This window comes from Streptomyces goshikiensis (assembly GCF_014650555.1).
Taxonomy (GTDB): Bacteria; Actinomycetota; Actinomycetes; order Streptomycetales; family Streptomycetaceae; genus Streptomyces; species Streptomyces goshikiensis.
Genome location: NZ_BMVE01000022.1, coordinates 1 through 17127 on the forward strand (window position 1 = coordinate 1; position 17127 = coordinate 17127).

Genomic DNA, 17127 nt, shown 5'->3' on the forward strand with positions numbered 1-17127 from the left:
GGCCGGCCTCCAGGCCGTCCTCACGGACGTCGACCTTCGGGTCGATGTCACCGAAGAACTCGGCGACCGGCTCGGTGCGCTCCCAGCCCAGGCGCGAGGGCGCGTACGCCTTCTTCGCCGCCTCGACGTCCCCGGCCTTGACGGCATCGGCGAAGGCCTGCGCCTTCGGCAAGGTCTCGTCGGCCTGCTCCTGCGCGTACGCGCGGTAGGCGGCGACCGCGGCATCCAGCTCGGGGCTGCGCTTCTCGCCGCCCTTGCCGGTGGCCTTGACCTTGGTGCGGATGCCGTCGCCCTTCATGCCCGGCTTGCAGGCGAACTCGTAGTCGCCCGCCTTGATCTCGGCGGTGATGGTGGCCTTGGTGCCGGGGCCGATGTTCTCGCGCTCGGCGACGATGCGGCCGTCCGGGAAGAGGACGTACAGCTCGGTGACCTTGGCGCCCTTGTTCTCGACCTCGATGGTCGCCTTGCCCGCCGGGAAGTCCTTCTTCGAGACCTCGCACGCCGTGTCAGAGGCCGCCACCTTGATCGCGCCGTCGCCATCGGCGCCGCTCTTCTGGGCGCACCCCGTGGCGGCGGCGACGGCTATCGCGAGACCGGTGGTCGCGAGGAGCGCCGAACGGACAGTGGTGGACATGCGTACTCCCAGGCAGGGCGGAGCGGATGGACTTCGATGGATCACGGTAAGGCAAGGCTGCCCTTTCGTCTACGGAACTGTAGACGATCGTGGGCCGGGCGGCGCCGGCCGGTCGGTGCGGTACGTCCTCGCGGCCCACGCGGCCGCGGCGGCGAGCCAGGTCAGGGCGTAGAGCCAGCCGCCCAGCACATCGCTGGGCCAGTGCACGCCGAGGTAGCCGCGGGTCAGGCCGACCGCGACGGCCCAGCAGGCCAGCACGCACCAGCCGGCCCGGGCGGCGGCCGGAGTCGCCGTCCGCCACAGGGCCCATGCCAGCAGCCCCGCCGCCGTGGCCGACGTACTGGTGTGGCCGGAGGGAAAGGCGAACCCGTGGGCATGGGTGGCCCAGCCCCCGGCCGGCGGGCGGGGCCGGGACACCGCGAACAGGACGGCGTACCGCATGCCCTGGACCAGCAGCAGGAACCCCAGGGCTCCCGCGACCGGCGACAACCGGCCCCACGCGCCCCGGCCCACGCCCACACCCACGACGAGACCCGCGGTGACGGCACAGAGGTAGGGAACGGGACCGGTACCCGTCGCGGTGATCGCGCGGGCGACGGCCAAGAGGACCGGGGGGCGGTGCCGTACCGACCACAGGTACAGGCTCCGGTCCAGGGCCCAGGGGGTTCCGTGACGGGCGGTCACGAGGAGGGCCAGGAGCCCGAACAGGGCGGCGGACAGGGCCGAGACCAGCGCCCAGCGAGTCGGGAGGGAGACCGCGCCCGGGTTCACCGGGGGGCGACCAGGGGTCGCAGCGCGGTGGAGTCCAGCCGCTTCACGAGCGGGGCTGCGCGGCGGGCGGCACGGGTGAGCGGCCAGGCGACGCACACGCCGACGGCGAGGCCGAGAAGTACGTCGTGGGGGTAGTGCGCGCCCACCCAGACGCGGGACAGGGCCATGAGCAGCGCGGCGGGGACCGCGATGGCCGCGAGCCGGCGATCGAGGAGCCACAGGGCCGTCGCGGCGGCGGCCGCGATCGCGGCGTGGTTGCTGGGGAAGGACCAGTCGCCCAGGGGCGGACAGGCCTCCAGCGTCAGCGTGTGCAGGGTCTGGCAGGGCCGCTGTTCCCGGACGAGGGACTTGATGCCCGTATCGGCCAGGAAGGCCGTGGTGACCACGAGGGGCGCGGCCAGCGCCGTCGCCGTTACGTGCGGATCGCCGGCCTTCCTCGCGCGCCACCAGCCGAGCAGCATCAAGGCCGCGAAGAGGGCGAGGCCGTAGGTGGACCAGGCGGAGATCAGGCCGTCCAGCCAGGAGGGGGCCTGCCGGGCGACTCCCGTGAGCCAGGTGTACAGGTTTCCGTCGACGGCGGGTCCGTCCAGGGCGATCGGGCTCAATGCGGGCTTCCGTTCGAGGTGCGGTCGCTGTGGCGGCGGATCATCTCCACCGCCAGCGGGGTCAGGGATACGAGGACGACGAGGGCGACGATCGGCAGCAGGTAGCGGTCGACATCGGGAACCGAGGAGCCGAGCCCGTAGCCGGCGAGAACCAGGCCGACGGTCCACACGAGGCCGCCGACGACCTGCCAGAGGGTGAAGACGCGCGCGGGGACGCCCAGGGCGCCGGCCATCGGGTTCGCGACGGTGCGCACGATCGGGACGAAGCGGGCCAGGAGGATGGCTTTGGCGTGTCCGTAGCGGTCGAGGAATCCCTCGGCCCGTTCGGCTCCCTCGTGGAGTTTGCGGCTGCGGCTTCGAGCGAGCAGGGCGCCTCCGCCCCGGCGGCCGATGAGATAGCCGGTCTGGGCGCCGAGGAGGGCGCCGGCCACCGCCGCGCACAAGACGTGCGGGAGGGAGAGGTGCACCGGCCCGTGGTTTCCGCGCACGCACAGCAGGCCTGCGGTGAAGAGGAGGGAGTCGCCGGGGAGGAAGAAGCCGACGAGGAGACCCGTCTCGACGAAGAGGACGACCGCGACGCCGAGAGCGCCGAAGGCCGACAGGAGCGAGCCGGCGTCGAGCAGGTTGACGGCCTGTGGACCGAGCGTCCGCGACGCTGCCGCGAGGATGTGCAGGGGCATGCCGAGCAGCTCCCGTGAGGTGAGAGGAACAGGGGCCGGGCCACGCCCCGCCACCTACGACTACAACTCTGTAGACGGTCTACGTTACTGTAGACGACCGGTGAGGAAAGGAGCGAGCGCATGGGCGACACACACGGGGAGCGGCGTCCCGCCGGCGAACTGGAGGCGGGGGTCCTGGCCGCGCTCTGGGCCGCCGGACGGCCGTTGACGCCGGGACGGGTACAGGAGGCCCTCGGCGGTGCGCTCGCCCGCACGACGGTGACGACGATCCTGACCCGCTTGTACGAGAAGGGGACCGTGAGCCGGGAACGGTCCGGCCGCGGCTTCGCCTACCTCCCGACCGAGGACGCCTCGGGACTCACCGCCCGGCGGATGCACGCGGAACTGGCGAAGGACGAGGACCGGGGCGCGGTGCTGAGCCGGTTCGTCTCGCAGCTGGGCGACGAGGACGAGCGCCTGTTGCGCTCGCTGCTCGACGGGGACGGACGCCCTTCGTGATCTACACCGTGTGGCTGCCCCTGGTCCTGCCGTTCCTCGCCGGTCCGGCGGCCCGGCGGCTTCCCGCGAGCCTGCCGCCGCGGCGCGCCGTCCTCGTGCTGGCCCTGGCGGCGATCGGCCTCGCCGGTGCGAGCACGTGCGCCCTGGCCCTGCTCGTCGTCCCCGGCGCCACCCACCTGCCCGTCGTGGCCGCCGTGGGGCACCTGCTCGTACCGCTCGCGTCCGGGGCGCCGGATGCCGTCGTCGCCGTCGCCGCCGTGGCGGCGGCCCTCCTGGTCTGCTGCACCACCCTGCTGGTCCGGGGAGCCGGGCGGCGACAGCGGCGGCTGCGGCGGGCACGGGCTCTGGCGGCCCGGTCGGAGGGCGAGCTCGTCGTCCTGGCCGACCACCACCCCGATGCCTATGCGCTTCCCGGCCGCCCCGGCCGCATCGTGGTCACCACGGGCATGATCCGTGCGCTCTCCGCGCCCGAGCGCGAGGCCCTGCTCGCCCACGAGCGGGCCCACCTCAAGGACCGCCACCACCTCTTCACCGCGGTGGTCGACCTGGCCGGCCTGTGCCACCCGGGCCTTCGCGCACTGCGCGAACCCCTGGCCTACGCGGTGGAACGCAGCGCCGACGAGTCCGCGGCCGCGGCCGTCGGAGACCGCGGTCTGACGGCCCGGGCCATCGCGCGGGCCGCTCTCGCTGCCCGCGCCGCGTCCGCCGCCGCGACCCCGCGCCCGGGACCGGCCCTCGCGGCGACCGCGGGTCCCGTTCCGAAGCGCGTCGCCGCTCTGCTGGGCGTCCCCGACCCCGGCTCCGGCAGGGCGATGCGGCCCCTCGTCCGCCGGGCGGCGGCGCTCGCGCTGCTGTCCTGCGTGGTCCTGTCCGCCGGGGCGTCCCTCCACGCGGCCGACGAGCTGCACGACGGCATCGAGATCGCCCAGGGCGAATCCCCCTGAGGTGGTACTCCGAGGAGTACGGGGCCGCTTCGCGCCGGCCCTCCGGGCCCGGTCGGCCATGGCGGTACGGCCTGGGCCCGGCCTGATCCGCGCCCCGTAGAGTGAGCCAAGGCAAACCTACGTATCAGCGTCCGGGCGCATCGGTCCGGTACAGCAGCAGGGCGGTAGCGGGATGGTGGAGGACGGTCGGGACGCGAGGCGTCCGCACGGCGAGCTCGTCGCGGACGTGCTGGCGGTCTTGTGGGCGGCCGAAGGGCCTTTGACGCCGCAGCAGATCAACGGCGCGCTCGGCCGGGACCTGGCCCGGACGACGGTCACGACGATCCTGACCCGGCTCCACGAGAAGGGCACGCTCGTACGGACCCGCTCCGGCCGGGGCTTCGCCTACGCGGCGGCGGACGACGCCGCCGGCCTGGCGGCCGGCCGCATGCGGCGGGAGCTGGACCGGGAGCCGCAGCGCGACCTCGTACTGAAGCGGTTCGTGTCCTCACTGTCCGGGGATGACGAGGAGGCGCTGCGGCGCCTGCTCCTGGAGTCCGAGGACGGCGAATGACCCTGGTGCTGGCCCTGGTGGCGCTGGCGCTCGTACTGCCGTGGGGCGCGGCGGCCGCCGCCCGCCGGCTGGCGGCGCTGCTGCCGCCGCGAGAGGCCTGCGCGGCCTTGACCGGGGCGGCCCTGCTGCTGGCCGGGGGCACCGTGGCGGCGTTGATCGGCTTGTTCCACGTCCCCTTCCTCGCCGCCCTCGAACAGGTCCCCCTCCCCCGCGCGGCCGCCGAATGGCCGGCTACCGTGCCGGTCGCCGCCGCGGCCGGAGCGGCACTGGCCCTCCAGACGGTGCTGGTGGTCCGCCGCTGGCACGAACACCGCTCCGTGCTCGCGCGCGCCTGGTCCGCCACGGGCGACGCGGTGCCCGACGGTGACCTGCTGGTGGTACCGGGCCCCGACCCGCAGGCGTTCGCGCTGCCGGGGTGGCGGGGGCGCAGTGGGCGGATCGTGGTGACGACGGGCATGATCCGGGCTCTTGACCCGGCGGAGCGCGAGGTGCTCTTCGGCCACGAGCGGGCCCATCTCGCGGGCCGCCACCACCTGTTGTCCGTCACCGCCTATCTCGCCGCCGCGGTGCACCCGGCCCTGCGGTCCCTGCGCCCCGCCCTGGACCTGCACCTCGAACGGTGGGCGGACGAGACGGCGGCCTCCTCGGTGGGCAACCGGCGGCTGGCGGCGACCGCCATCGCGCGTGCGGCGCTGGCCGCCGCCTCCACCGGGCAGCCCGGCAAGGGCCACGGCCCCCTCCGGTCGGTGGGCAGCGGGCCGGTCCCGCAACGGGTGGAAGCCCTGCTGCGGCCGGCGCCGGTCCGGCCGCGGGCACGCGGGGCACAGGCCGCCGCGGTGGGCCTGGCGACCGCGGTGGCGGTATCGGCGGTACTGGCACTGGGCCTGGCGTACGGGCTGCACGAGTACGTGGAGTTCACCGCGCGGGCCCTGCTGAGCGGCTGAGCCGGCGGCCGTCGAGGCCCCTGAGCGTCGACTTTGATGTAGACCAATCACCCTGGGTTTAAGTATGGTGAGCCTGGACTTGCCGCATCTACCTCGGCACGCCCGAGTGATTGGATGCGACGTGTACGACAGGGGGAACGGGTCATCGAATCCCTCCGGGACGACCGTGGAACTCCTGGCAGCCGCGGGCAGATCCGTCGAGACGCTGATGGCCGAGAGCCTGGAGGCGCGCGCGTCGAGCGTGCTCCACCAATCGATCCTCAAGGTGCTGGCCGATCTCGGCCCGCACGCGCGGCGCGACCTCGCAGCGCAGGTGGACGCCCCGGCGGCCGTGGCCTCACGGGTCATGGACGACCTCCAGAGCCAGGGTCTGATCCAGGCGTTGGTGGTCAACGTGGGTGGCCGGCAGGAGGTCCTGACGCTCACCGCGGCGGGTGCCGCGGCCCGGGCGACCGCGCTCGACCACGTGAACGGCGTACAGGACGTCCTCCTGGCGTCCCTCACGAAGGGTGAGCGCGCGCAGCTCCACTACCTGCTGCGCCGGGTGTGCGCGACAGCCGCCCGGTCCGGTGGGGCGCAACGGGGTTTCCGGATCTAGAGGAGCGGGCCGGCCGGTCAGCCTGGACGGGGCTCGTTGAAGTCGGTCCGTACCTCCGCGCCGGCTCAGGGACCGATCTCGAACTCGGGCGGTTCGAGGCCCTTCAGGCATCCGGTCTTCGGCGCGGCCGGGGTGTCGAAGAAGGAGGTGGCGATCTCCTGGGCGCACTTCGAGGTGGCGAACACCACGTGCGGCTCGTAGGGGACCGTGACGACCTTGGCCTTGCTCAGCGTACGGGCGACGTACGGCCCGTTGTCCGCGCCGGTCTGGGAGTCGAAGCCGCCCGACAGGGCGAGGGTGGGGATGTCCCCGCGCGTGGCGTCCCGGATCGAGGGCGCCGCCGCGGGGACGTTCCAGGCGGCGCAGTCCGGATGCAGGAACGTGAGCTGCGGAGCCTGGGCCTGCACCGAGCGGGGGAAGGACGGGAACGCCGCCTGTCCGCCTCGGAGTGCCGCTTCCTCGCTCTCGTACGGAGTCCACGCGCTGCAGAAGACCCCGTAGCTGAGACCGTGCGCGACCCTGCCCACGGCCGCGGGGCTGAGCTTGCCGCCGGCCCATTGCGTGGCGATCCGCTGGGGCTTGCCGTGCGCCAGCTCGTCGAGGGCGATGGGGACTTGGGGTGCGACGTGGGTGGCGGAGGTCATCCAGTTCACCAGGGCCCCGCCGTCCAGTACGACCTTCACCGGCTTGTCGCTCCCGGGAAGGGTGACGGTGGTCGTGACCGGCTTGGCTTCGAGGTCGCGGACGAGCTTGTCGAAGGTGGCCGGCAGGTCCGGGTAGCGCTTCGCGCAGGCGGGCTGGTCCGCGCAGGCCTTGAACAGGCCGTCGAAGCCCTGCCGGGCGCTGCTCCAGGTCAGGGCCGAGCCGCCCTTGGACGGCGGCAGTATGCCGTCGAGGGCCACCGAGCGGAGCCCGCCGGGGTGCAGGCGCATGTAGACCAGTGCCAGGTGGGTGCCGTAGGAGATGGCGTACAGGTTCCACTGCTTGATGCCGAGCGCGGTGCGCAGGTCGTCGTAGTCGGCGGCGCTCTCGGTGTCGTTGTAGGCGCTGAGGTCGATGCCCCGGGCCGCGAGCCGGTCGCGGCAGGCCTTCGTGGCCTTGACGTGCAGCCGCTCGGTGGAGGGCGCGTCGTAGACGAGGCCGACGGCGCGGGCGTTGAACTCGTCGATGTTGGGGCACAGGAGGTTCGGCTCGGCCGAGTACGTGCCGCGCTGGGACATGAAGACCACGTCGCGGTCGCGGTTCAGGCCGCCGTCGATCGCCATCTTCGCCTCCCCGACCGCGTCGTCGCCGGGTCCGCCCGCGAGCCACACGACGGGGTCGGGTTTCGGTGTGGGGGACTCGGCGGGCACGATCGCGACGCCGAGCCTGATCGTTTTGCCGGTCGGCCTGGCACGGTTCTCGGGGACGGTGAGGGTTCCGCAGCGGGCTCCCTTGAGCGCCTCGACCGGTTCCGGCGTCCTGGGGCAGGGGCCCGGTTCGTAGCGGGCGTCGCCCACCGTGCGGGCGGTGGTGCCGATCGGCGCCCCGGGGCCGGTGCTGCTGTCGGTGCGAGAGCGCGCCTGGGCGGGCGCCACGAGCAGGCCGGTGACGAGGAGCCCCGTCGCCAGGCCGGCCGACGTGGCCCGCAGTCGTCGTACGACGCTCCGCCGACGGGGCGCGTGGTGGCGTGTCATCTGGCCTCCCCGCTACTTCGGGATGATCGTGAACGGTGTGGGTTCGAGACCGTCCACGCACGAGGTGTCGGGCGCGGTCGGGCGGGCGAGGAACGACGCCAGCACGCGCTGCGCGCAGGGCGACTGTGGGACCACCCAGTGGCCGATTCCGGGGACCTGTACGGAGGTCGAGCGGGACAGGTCGCGGGCGACGCCCTTCGCCCAGCTCGCCCCGGTCTTCACGTCGAACGTGCCGGAGACCAGCAGCGCGGGCACAGAGCTGACCGTCGCCAGCCGCTGGACCTTCGCTCGGTCCGCGACGTTCCAGAGACCGCACACCGGGTACTGGAAGGGCAGTTGCGGCACTTGGGCCAGGACCGTGTCCGGCCACCCGGGGAAGGCCTTGCGCCCCGCCTTCAGCACGTCGGACTCCGAGTAGCCCGGAGCCCACTCGCCGCACGCTATCGAGTTCGTCAGGCCGTGCGCGAACATGCCGACCGGCTGGACCGAGCCGGCGGCGCGGGCCTGCGCGAAGCGCTGCGGGTTTCCGCGGCTGAGCTCGTCGAGCGCCGCCGGGATGTCCTTGGGCCGGGGGGTGAAGGCGACGATCAGGTTCAGCAGCGCGCCCCCGTCGAGGACGGTCTTGACCGGCTTCCCTCCGCTCGGCGGCTTGACGTACAGCGTGAGGGGGTGGGCCTCCAGCTTGCGCACCTGCTCCGTCAGCGTGCGGGGGAGGTCCGGGTAGCGGTCCTTGCAGGCCGGCTGCGCCGCGCACGCCGCGAAGATGTTGTGGATTCCCTCGGCGGTGCTGCCCCAGGTCCACGGCAGGGTCACGTCCCGGGGAGGTGTGACCGAGTCGATCGCCACCGACCGGATCCCCTCGGGGTGCAGGCGCAGGTACGTGAGGGCCAGGTTGCTGCCGTAGGAGTAGCCGTAGACGTTCCACCGGGGTATGGCCAGCGCCTTGCGCAGGTCGGCGAAGTCCGCCGCGTTCTCGGTGGTGTTGTAGGCGCTCAGGTCGACGCCGTCGGCCGTGAGGCGGGCGCGGCAGTCCTTCACCGCCTTGAGCATGAGCTGTTCGGCCTGCGGGGCGTCGTAGCCCAGGCCCACGGCCCGCTCGTTGAACCGGTCGACCTCCGGGCAGGCGAGGTTCGGCTGGTCGTACAGGTTGCCGCGCTGAGCCATGACGATCAGGTCGCGGTCCTTGTTCAGGCCGGAGTCGATGAGGAACGGTATGTCGTCGAACGTGTCGGCGCCGGGGCCGCCCGCCATGAACACCACCGGGTCCGCGGCGGGCTTCGCCGTGGCGGCCGCGATGACCGCCACGGCCAGCCTGACGGTCCGGCCGCCGGGGCGGGAGCGGTTCTCGGGGACCTCCAGGAAGCCGCACCGCGCCTTGGCCAGCGCTTCCATGGGCTCGGGCGTCTTCGGACAGGTTCCGGGCACGAACCGGGGGGCTGCCGGGGTGGGCGTCACGCCGGGCGTCGCACCGGGCGTCGCACCGGGCCAGGCGGCGCCGTCGGATGCCGTCGAGGCGCTGACCGGTGCGGGGCCGAACGCGGCCAGGCAGGCCACAGCCGCCGCGGCGGCCACGGCGCGGATCGTGTGCTTGGGCATGTGATCTCGTTCCTTTGCCGACATCGGCGGCGGCCTCCGACGGGACCGGGCCGCAGCGGTTTGCGGGAACGTTGTGGGCCGAACATGCGCTTTCGACGCTACCGGGTGAAGCGTTCGGGTGCACGCGGAGTGGTCACGACCCGTACCCACCGGCCGTCCGACACGATGGGGCACCCCCTACCCACCTCGTCGGAGTCACCGTGACCCCACCGCCCGGCCCGCCGCCGGACCCGCCTCGCCCACGCGGCTCCGGCGGGTCGATCCTGCCGGTGCTGCTGCCCATCGCGGTCCTGATCGTGGTGGCGGTGGGTGTGGGCTCGTGGCTGCAGTTCACCGAGCGGCAGGCGGTCGACACCGTGCACACCGTCGGCGCCTCGGCCGCCGACCGGGTGGACGTGGACGCCGTCATCCAGAACGTCGACGCCACGGGCAGAGAGCTGGTGCTGCGCGTCTGGGTCACTCCACGCGGAACCCTCGGCGAAGCGGAGGGGACCGCACCCGTGGCCGATCTCAGACTCAGGACCTCCGGGGCCACCCTGGGCGATCTGATGTTCAAGGCCCACGAGCGGCTTGAGACCAGGGACGTGCAGGTCGCGCTCACCGGCGGATCGGTCAGCGACTACCCGTTCGACAGCTACGCGACCGCCATCGGCTTCCAGGCGCAGCTCGGGGACGAGCAGGTGCCGGTGCGCTTGCACTTCTCCAACAAGGACACGCTCTTCTCGGCCTCCGCGAACCAAGCGGCCTCCCGGCAGTCGGCCGTCGTGGCGCTGAGGCTGTCCCGGTCGGGCAGCGTGCTCGTCTTCGCGGTCTTCATGATGGTCGTGATGTGGGCGCTCGCGGCCTCCGTGCTCCTGGGGACCTGGTACCTGACGACCCGCGTCGAGGGACTGGTCTGGCCCGCGCTCGCCTGGATGGCCGCCACCCTGTTCGCCCTCGCGGCGTTCCGCAACACGGCTCCCGGCACACCCCCGATCGGGTGCGTGCTGGACTGGTTCGCCTTCCTGTGGGCCGAGACCCTCATCGCCCTCTGCCTGATCACCGTGGTCCTCACCGGCGTCCGCACCGCCCTCCGGCCGGACGAGGACCCCCAGCCCGCCCTCTGAGGAGATGCGGGACTCAGCCGAGGGCCGGGACCGGGGCCTGCCGTCGACTCGTCCGGGCGAGGCCCGGGGACGGGGCCCGGGCCTCCGCTCGGGTGCGGTCGGTCATCGGGCGCCGGTGATCCATCGCTGGATGGCCGCGTTGACGGCGTCGTCGAGTGCGGAGACGGCTTCGATGGCGCGCAGGTCCCCGGCGCGCGGCGGGATTCCGGCGGCGGTCAACGCGGCGTGCAGGTCGAGGCGCCGGTGGTCCGTCGCGCTGATCCGGCTGACGGACTCCTGCTGCTCCTGGCTCGGGTTCGCGTTCGGCGGGGAGTTCTGGAAGCACCTGTCCTTGTTGCGCTCGAATCCCCGCAGACCGGGGAAGCGGTAGGGGTCGAGCTCCTCCGGTGTCTTCGGCGCCTGTGGGGGAACTCGCCACGTGTTCATGCCAGGACCTCCGGGAGTCCGGTTGGTGGTGGGGGAAGGTGTGGTGGGAGGGCGCCGGCTCATGTCCGGTGCTCCTGCAGGACGTGGGCACCCGCGGCGATCACCTCGGCGAGCTGGTTGGCGAGGTCGACGCTGCATCCGCCGAGCCGGACGAACCCGCGGGAGCCCAAGGGCCCGTCGTTGGCCAGGGAGGGGAGGGACAGCCCCGCGAGCGCGAGGGCTGCCTCAAGGTTGGTGACGGCGTCCAGGCCTGCCTGGTAGGCGGCGTCCTGAAGCTGTTTGTACTGGATCCGCTCGGCGTAGGAAGTGTCGTAGGGCATGGTCGCTCTCCTCTTGCAGGTGTTGGGGGGTGCCGAGATCGCGGATCGCCCGTGACTTATTGGATCCGATTGTCGTTCCCCAGGTGAAGATCATCACTTCGGCTCGGGGAAGGACTCCGCTCTCCATGTGGCTGGCGCTTGTCGCGTGTCCGTCGATGGCCGTGGTGGCCCCGCTCCGCCCGGGCGTCGTCACGGTCTTCACCGCTCTCGACGCACCCGGGCGACCGCCCTCCGAGCACAGACCCACCGCGCACGCGGCGGACCGCTTCCCGCCGGGGCCTTCGCGGAGGTGACCGTCAGCCCCGGTGATGGAGCTTCGAGGCGGGGGAGGGCCTGGAATTACGGTGTCGTGGCGTCGGCTGGCGAGGGGGTCGGGTGAGCGTGATCGTGCGGACGAGCTGCTGGAAGCAGGCGAGCGCGGCGATGGCGGGGAGGGTCGCCGATGCCTGGGCGGCGAACGTTCTCGGCGCTTGAGACACGCACAGGAGCGTGGCCAGCAAGGAGAACAACAGGACGATGGACCAGGAGTGGGCGGCTCGGCGCTGGTGCAGGGCCGCCCTGAGGATGGACAGGGAGCCGACCATCCAGGGCCCGTAGATCAGCAGCGGCCACCAACTGACCACTTCGTGTGCGGTGTGGGGCGTGGCACTGTGCCGGAGGGCGTCGCAGAGGGCGAGGCCGCTGAGGATGCTCACGACGGCGGCGATGATCGCCACCAGTACCGCGGTGCAGAAGCTGCCCGTCCGCATCAACGGCGCCGTCGACCTCTTCGCCGTCGCGGTCCGGCGGTGCCCGCCGGACACGTGTGTCCGGGGCATTCCGATGGTGTCCGACGGTCCGCCCACCAGACCGGTGGTACGCATCGTGTCGCCTTCATCGTCGAAGACGATGCGGTCGAGGGTCTCCCCCTGGCCGGCGGCCATGCTCCCCTGAAGAAGACAGGCGAGCTCCTCCGCCGGATCCCATCCGCCGTTCTGCTGGCTCAGCCCGAACGCCGCGTGCATCGCGGCGATGTCCTCTTCGGGATCCGGTACTTGCCGGAACGTGTGGGGATCCGGCTGGACGGGAAAGCCGTTCCTGCCGTGATGACCGTAGGGTTCATACACGGGCGCGGAGCCTCACTTGATCGTCGGCGCACATCCGGGACGCGTCCAGGTCCTGCGACCGTCGATCGAAATCGTGATGGATCACTTCCATCGCCTTGAGGAAGTCCTCGAACACCGCGGACGAGTATCTCAGCTCGATTTCCCCACCCTCGTGGCACAGGGTCGCGTGTTCGCTCTGGGCGCGGTCCGATGAGGCCGGCATGAATGCCCATTTGCCCATCCGGGGAACCTCGGAACCGATGGAGGGAACCTCCCCCGCCGTATACCGATGAAGGATTGCATCAAGGTTTGCCGTTGTCATAGTCCAACTAACGCTCCCGGCCTCGGACAGGGCATGCGCCATGCGGGTGATGATGGCGGAGCGTATCCAGGTTGACCTGTCGGGTTTCGCTTCGCGCGCCCTCCCACAGCACGTCGTCGCAGCTCAGGACGGTGAGGGCGGGGCGGCGACCGGCGCGGCGCAGGGGAGCGCGCTCCCGGCTCGCACGGCTCTCGCGAGACCTGGCACCGCCCGGGCGGGGCCGCCCGATCCCCGGCGAATGGCCAGGCCGTCGCGTTCCCGACCGGCCCCGCCGAGGCGCCCGGGCCGCCTGATGGAAGTCGGAAGTAACGGTAATCCGACAGGTGCTGCTTATGGCTGCAACAAGAAGACGGGGCATAACTCTGCATATGCCGAAGCGTTATGACGAACTGTTGGCGAGGGTTCGACCGCGAGCCCCTGAACCAGTCCGCCAGCGGAAAGGACTTGCCGTGGCAGACGTGTTGTTGAAGGTTGTGCTGGTCTGCGCCGTACTGGGAGCGTTCTGGGGCGCGTTGGCATCGTCGGGGGTGGGCCGGATGCGGCACGGGGACATCCTCGAACTGAGGCGCCAGCAACGCTTCAGGCACGTTCTGGACAGGAACGTGCAAGCCACCTGGCCCTCCTACCCGGAAGTGCCGCTGGCTGCCGTGCCGGTACGAGAACCCGTGGGCGCGACCACCTGCGCCGCCTGTGGAGCGCTGTCCGGACCGGGAGGTGGTGTCGCCGGCTGAGTACGGACACCGCCTGCGGCTCACGGGGGTCAGGTGTGGATCCGGAGGGCGTCGTGGATGAACTCGCGGCTCTGTTCGGGGCCGAGGGCCTGCGCCTGGAGGTGGTCGTACATGAACTGGTAGGGCCGGCGGTCCGCCGGCTTCTCCAGGTAGAGGTCGCTGGTGAAGCGCTCCAGGTACACGGCTCCCCCGTCGCTGTCGGGAAACGTCAGGATGGAGAACTGCCCCGAGACTCCGGGGTGCGCTCCCGCGCCGTGTGCGAGGACCTGCGTCGTGACGTGCGGCTGGGCGCTGAGGAGGTGCAGGTGTTCGAGCTGCTCGCGCATGATCCCGGCGGTACCGACGGCGCGGTGCAGCACCGATTCGTCCAGGACGACCCACAACCGGAGGGAACGGGCCGGATGGTGGGCGCGGTGCTGGCGCCGTAACCGCACCTCAAGACGGGTGGCGACCTCCTCGGCCGTGATGTGAGGGTTCGTTTCCCTGATGACCGCGGCGGCATAGGCGGGGGTCTGCAGCAGGCCGGGGATCACCAGTGGCTCGTACGAGTGGATGGAGGCGGCCTCGGTCTCCATCCCGACGAACACGCTGTACGGGACGTCGCCGTAGGCGACCCACCAGCCCTGCCGGCCGGACTCGCTCGCCATCCGCATCAGCGCGGCGACGAACGACTGGTCGGTGACCTCGTAGAGCTCACACACGTCCCGTACGTCACGGGGGTTGATGGCGCGACGCCCCGTCTCCAACAGGCTGATCTTGGACTGGGACACCAGAAGCCGCCCGGCCACCTCTTGGGCCGTCATACCTGCGGCACGGCGCAGGCGGCGGAGTTCCGCACCCAGGCGCCGCCTTCTGATGGTGGGGCTTCCGTTCGCCGCCATGGGCGGTCTACCTCCGACTACAGGACCTCATGCTGAGACGCACACCCAGGACAAGCGGCAAAAGCATTCTGCGTATCCGGACCGCCGAGGAGCCACACCAGGACCACGAAGATCACCTATTCAGCCCAGAGGCCCAACGCGCCCGGCGCTGCGCCGGGGCATTCACGGCTCCCGCGCGGTCGGCTCACACCCCGGACGGCGCGGATCGCCCGTCTGCCGCTCCCGCTGGGCGGGGCGGGACCAGGCGTCCTAGCCTCGTGCGAGTCCGCTCCGGTGTCGGCGGGGCGGAGGAGCGGCCGGGCCCGATGCCCGGGGCGCGGGTGGCGGCTCTTGCCAGGTACACGATTCTCAGGGAGCCCGTGTGAGCATCTCCGAACGGCAGCTGATCGGATCACCGGAGCCATGGAGCCGCGGCCCGTACGCGGAGGCGATGTTCGCTCCCGCCGGCGACATCACGCTGCGGGACTGCGAGGGCTGGACCTTCCCGTTGGAGGTCGGCCGCTGGTCACAGCGGGTGGACCCGACGGACCGGACGGTCCTGGAGCGCTGTGCCGGGCGGGTCCTGGACCTCGGGTGCGGGGCCGGACGCCTCGTTGAGGCACTCGCTTCGCGGGGCCACACCGTCCTGGGCATCGACGTCTCCCCGGTCGCCGTCATCTCCACGGTGTGCCGGGGCGGTCCCGCGCGCAGCGGTACGGTCTTCAGCCCGGTACCGGACGAGGGCACGTGGGACACGGCGCTCCTGATGGACGGCAACATCGGCATCGGGGGCGACCCGCTCCACCTGCTGCGGCGCGTCCACGACCTCGTACACCCGGGAGGGCTCCTGATCGTGGAGGCCGCGCCCTCGGAGGTGGACGAGAGGCGACGGGTACGGATCCATTCCGGGCAGGCGGCGATCAGCACCGTCTTCGCCTGGGCCCGAGCGGGATCCGGTGCGGTGGTCCGGTACGCCCGGCTGTCGGGCTGGTCTCCCGTCGAGGAGTGGACCGTGCCCGGGACACGTCACTTCGTGGCCTTGCGGGCGTGTGTCTGAGCCCTTGCCCCGTTGCGTTCCGGTCGCAGGCGCAGCCAGGTCCGTACCGTCCAGACGGGGAGGTGGGCCAGGTGAACAGGTAGAAGCCGAGCCAGCCCTTGTCCGGCGTCTGGTCGTTGCGGGGGGCGAGGTCGGGGTTGTAGGCGGCGTACGACAGCAGGCCCGTCACGAACAGCACCGTGACCCCGGCCAGCAGGACCAGCCCGAACACTGCGGTCAGCCACGGCCCGCGCAGAGGGCTGCGCCAGAAACCCGGACGCGTGGGGCCCGGAGGCGGCCCCGCCGACCGTGCCCGGCCCACCGCGCTCCGCACCCGCTCGCCGAACCGCGCACATGACACGCGGAACCGCCCTGCTCCCCCGGTCGGCGCAACGGCCCCGCCCAGCGACGACGAACGGGGTGGGCCGGTCACCGCGTGCGGTGACCGGCCCACCCGGCGCTCTGTCGTACGGATGCCCTGACCGTAGGGTTACTTGGGCATCAGGACCGTGTCGACGATGTAGACGGTCGCGTTGGCGGTGGGGACGTTGCCGCAGACGACGTTGGAGGTGTCGTTGACCTTGTAGGACTCACCGGAACCGCTGGTGGTGAGCTTGGTCTTCTCCAGGGTGTCGTAGGAGCCGTTCTCCAGCTGCTTCGGGGTGAGCTTCTGGCCCACGACGTGGTAGGTGAGGATCTTGGTGAGCATGGCCTTGTCGGCGAGGACCTTGTCGAGGTCGGCCTTCGGGATCTTGGCGAAGGCGTCGTTGGTGGGCGCGAAGACGGTGATGTCCTTGGCGTTGTTCAGGGTGTCCACGAGGCCGGCCTTCTTCACGGCGGCGACCAGCGTCGACAGGGCGGGGTTGTTCGAGGCGGCGGTGGCGACCGGGTCCTTGGCCATCCCGTCGAAGGAGCCCGCACCCTCCTTCGGGACGCCCGCACACGCCGAACCGAACGGCTTGTCCATCGCCATCGCCGGCTCGGAGGCGGCACCCGAAGCGGATCCGTCCGTGCTCGCCGAGGCGGCGGAACCCGCGGCGGGAGAGTCGCTGTCCCCGGAGCATGCGGTCAGCGCGAAGGGCAGCACGGCGGCGGCTGCAACGGCGACGGCGGTACGACGGAAGCGAAGCGTGTGCACTGTGTTCTCCATGGGGTGTCAGTGTGTGGTGACGAAAGAAGCGGAACCTGCGGACCGGATGCGGCGGCGGTGCAGATGTGCGATACGGGGTGACCAGATCCGGTGCCCCTCACGACCTGTATTCGGCGCCCCGAGCACACCGGATGGGTCTCTCATACGATCGAGTGAATATCTCTTGTTGTGTTGACGAGCCGGGCCCTCCCCGCTCCCGGGGAGGGCCGGGCTCCGGCCTACCGTCAGGCGTTGACGCAGGTGTTGCCGAAGGCCGGGTTGAGCAGCCCGATCACGCTGACCGAGTTCCCGCACGCGTTGACCGGGATGTGGATCGGGACCTGGATCAGGTTCCCCGACAGCACGCCCGGGGAGCCGATGGCCGCACCCTGCGCGCCCGCGTCGGCCGAAGCCATCGAGGCACCGCCCACCACCACGGCGCCGGCGGCCAGGGCGAGGGCTGCACTCTTCAGAACACGCGACATGACGATGTCTCCCTTGATGAACTCTCAGCGCCGCCCCCTGTGGGGGGCGATGCGCACGGCCCTGGATCAGGCCCGCGTCCCCCCTTCGTCGCCCGGGCCCGCTCCGGCTTGGCCGCGGACGGCTGCTT

21 protein-coding genes and 1 pseudogene are annotated in these 17127 nt (G+C 71.9%); 8 read left to right on the top strand and 14 right to left on the bottom strand.

From position 1 onward, the window contains the following. The 4 genes from IE248_RS35440 to IE248_RS35455 all read right to left on the bottom strand — a co-directional run. Positions 1–634, bottom strand: a 634-nt coding sequence (locus IE248_RS35440; RefSeq protein ID WP_190032928.1) for a cupredoxin domain-containing protein, incomplete at its 3' end; no start/stop codon positions are given. Between the two features lie 69 nt (positions 635–703). Further along, positions 704–1405: a phosphatase PAP2 family protein gene (locus IE248_RS35445; RefSeq protein WP_190032929.1), complete on the bottom strand. Its 702-nt coding sequence runs from the start codon at positions 1403–1405 to the stop codon at positions 704–706. After that, on the bottom strand, positions 1402–2010 hold the full coding sequence (locus IE248_RS35450) for a phosphatase PAP2 family protein (RefSeq protein ID WP_073799059.1): 609 nt from the start codon (positions 2008–2010) through the stop codon (positions 1402–1404). The genes IE248_RS35445 and IE248_RS35450 overlap by 4 nt, the downstream gene beginning before the upstream one ends. Further along, entirely contained in the window at positions 2007–2690 is a 684-nt protein-coding gene (locus IE248_RS35455; protein ID WP_073799058.1) for a DedA family protein, read from the bottom strand. The genes IE248_RS35450 and IE248_RS35455 overlap by 4 nt, the downstream gene beginning before the upstream one ends. A 120-nt stretch (positions 2691–2810) precedes the next feature. Between IE248_RS35455 and IE248_RS35460 the strand changes: the two genes are divergently transcribed. From IE248_RS35460 to IE248_RS35480, 5 genes are all read left to right on the top strand, one after another. Next, positions 2811–3188 (top strand): BlaI/MecI/CopY family transcriptional regulator, encoded by a 378-nt coding sequence (locus tag IE248_RS35460; protein WP_008736934.1) that lies wholly within the window; start codon positions 2811–2813, stop codon positions 3186–3188. Then, entirely contained in the window at positions 3185–4132 is a 948-nt protein-coding gene (locus IE248_RS35465; protein ID WP_100580675.1) for a M56 family metallopeptidase, read from the top strand. Before IE248_RS35460 ends, IE248_RS35465 begins: the two co-directional genes overlap by 4 nt. 172 nt (positions 4133–4304) lie before the next feature. Continuing rightward, complete coding sequence (locus IE248_RS35470) at positions 4305–4685, top strand: BlaI/MecI/CopY family transcriptional regulator (protein ID WP_073799056.1); 381 nt, start codon at positions 4305–4307, stop codon at positions 4683–4685. Next, positions 4682–5629: a M56 family metallopeptidase gene (locus IE248_RS35475; RefSeq protein WP_100580676.1), complete on the top strand. Its 948-nt coding sequence runs from the start codon at positions 4682–4684 to the stop codon at positions 5627–5629. Before IE248_RS35470 ends, IE248_RS35475 begins: the two co-directional genes overlap by 4 nt. Positions 5630–5795: 166 nt before the next feature. Then, positions 5796–6227 carry a hypothetical protein gene (locus IE248_RS35480; protein WP_190032930.1) on the top strand — a complete coding sequence of 144 codons (432 nt, stop codon included), beginning with the start codon at positions 5796–5798 and terminating at the stop codon, positions 6225–6227. A 65-nt stretch (positions 6228–6292) separates the two neighbouring features. Here the strand turns inward: IE248_RS35480 and IE248_RS35485 are convergent, their stop codons facing one another. Together IE248_RS35485 and IE248_RS35490 are read right to left on the bottom strand one after the other, a co-directional pair. Further along, positions 6293–7903, bottom strand: coding sequence for an alpha/beta fold hydrolase (locus IE248_RS35485; RefSeq protein WP_229895766.1), 1611 nt, complete (start codon positions 7901–7903; stop codon positions 6293–6295). 12 nt (positions 7904–7915) lie between these two features. Continuing rightward, positions 7916–9499 (bottom strand): alpha/beta fold hydrolase, encoded by a 1584-nt coding sequence (locus tag IE248_RS35490; protein ID WP_190032931.1) that lies wholly within the window; start codon positions 9497–9499, stop codon positions 7916–7918. A 263-nt stretch (positions 9500–9762) separates the two neighbouring features. On the opposite strand from IE248_RS35490, the gene IE248_RS35495 reads away from it, so the two are divergent. Next, positions 9763–10605: a DUF4436 family protein gene (locus IE248_RS35495; protein ID WP_073799289.1), complete on the top strand. Its 843-nt coding sequence runs from the start codon at positions 9763–9765 to the stop codon at positions 10603–10605. A gap of 102 nt (positions 10606–10707) precedes the next feature. On the opposite strand, the gene IE248_RS35500 is transcribed toward IE248_RS35495, so the two are convergent. The 4 genes from IE248_RS35500 to IE248_RS35515 form a co-directional block, all read right to left on the bottom strand. Beyond that, the gene (locus tag IE248_RS35500; RefSeq protein WP_100580687.1) at positions 10708–11031 is read right to left on the bottom strand and encodes a hypothetical protein; all 324 of its coding nucleotides are present in this window, start codon (positions 11029–11031) and stop codon (positions 10708–10710) included. A 59-nt stretch (positions 11032–11090) separates the two neighbouring features. Continuing rightward, the gene (locus IE248_RS35505; RefSeq protein ID WP_008736948.1) at positions 11091–11351 is read right to left on the bottom strand and encodes a hypothetical protein; all 261 of its coding nucleotides are present in this window, start codon (positions 11349–11351) and stop codon (positions 11091–11093) included. A gap of 296 nt (positions 11352–11647) precedes the next feature. Next, the gene (locus IE248_RS35510; protein ID WP_073799051.1) at positions 11648–12457 is read right to left on the bottom strand and encodes a hypothetical protein; all 810 of its coding nucleotides are present in this window, start codon (positions 12455–12457) and stop codon (positions 11648–11650) included. Then, positions 12450–12800 carry a hypothetical protein gene (locus tag IE248_RS35515; RefSeq protein WP_190032932.1) on the bottom strand — a complete coding sequence of 117 codons (351 nt, stop codon included), beginning with the start codon at positions 12798–12800 and terminating at the stop codon, positions 12450–12452. Before IE248_RS35515 ends, IE248_RS35510 begins: the two co-directional genes overlap by 8 nt. A gap of 407 nt (positions 12801–13207) precedes the next feature. On the opposite strand from IE248_RS35515, the gene IE248_RS35520 reads away from it, so the two are divergent. Further along, positions 13208–13489 carry a hypothetical protein gene (locus tag IE248_RS35520; RefSeq protein WP_008736954.1) on the top strand — a complete coding sequence of 94 codons (282 nt, stop codon included), beginning with the start codon at positions 13208–13210 and terminating at the stop codon, positions 13487–13489. A 29-nt stretch (positions 13490–13518) separates the two neighbouring features. Here IE248_RS35520 and IE248_RS35525 read toward each other — a convergent pair whose 3' ends face one another. Next, positions 13519–14370: a helix-turn-helix domain-containing protein gene (locus IE248_RS35525; RefSeq protein ID WP_190032933.1), complete on the bottom strand. Its 852-nt coding sequence runs from the start codon at positions 14368–14370 to the stop codon at positions 13519–13521. A 361-nt stretch (positions 14371–14731) separates the two neighbouring features. On the opposite strand from IE248_RS35525, the gene IE248_RS35530 reads away from it, so the two are divergent. Continuing rightward, entirely contained in the window at positions 14732–15406 is a 675-nt protein-coding gene (locus IE248_RS35530; RefSeq protein WP_229895767.1) for a class I SAM-dependent methyltransferase, read from the top strand. A 43-nt stretch (positions 15407–15449) separates the two neighbouring features. Here the strand turns inward: IE248_RS35530 and IE248_RS37990 are convergent. From IE248_RS37990 to IE248_RS35540, 3 genes and pseudogenes are all read right to left on the bottom strand, one after another. Then, positions 15450–15707: pseudogene (locus tag IE248_RS37990) on the bottom strand (molybdopterin-dependent oxidoreductase); the annotation flags it as partial. 168 nt (positions 15708–15875) lie between these two features. After that, positions 15876–16523 carry a fasciclin domain-containing protein gene (locus IE248_RS35535; RefSeq protein ID WP_190032974.1) on the bottom strand — a complete coding sequence of 216 codons (648 nt, stop codon included), beginning with the start codon at positions 16521–16523 and terminating at the stop codon, positions 15876–15878. A 236-nt stretch (positions 16524–16759) separates the two neighbouring features. Further along, positions 16760–16999, bottom strand: a complete 240-nt coding sequence (locus tag IE248_RS35540; protein WP_037790668.1) for a chaplin — start codon at positions 16997–16999, stop codon at positions 16760–16762. Positions 17000–17127: the final 128 nt, after the last annotated feature.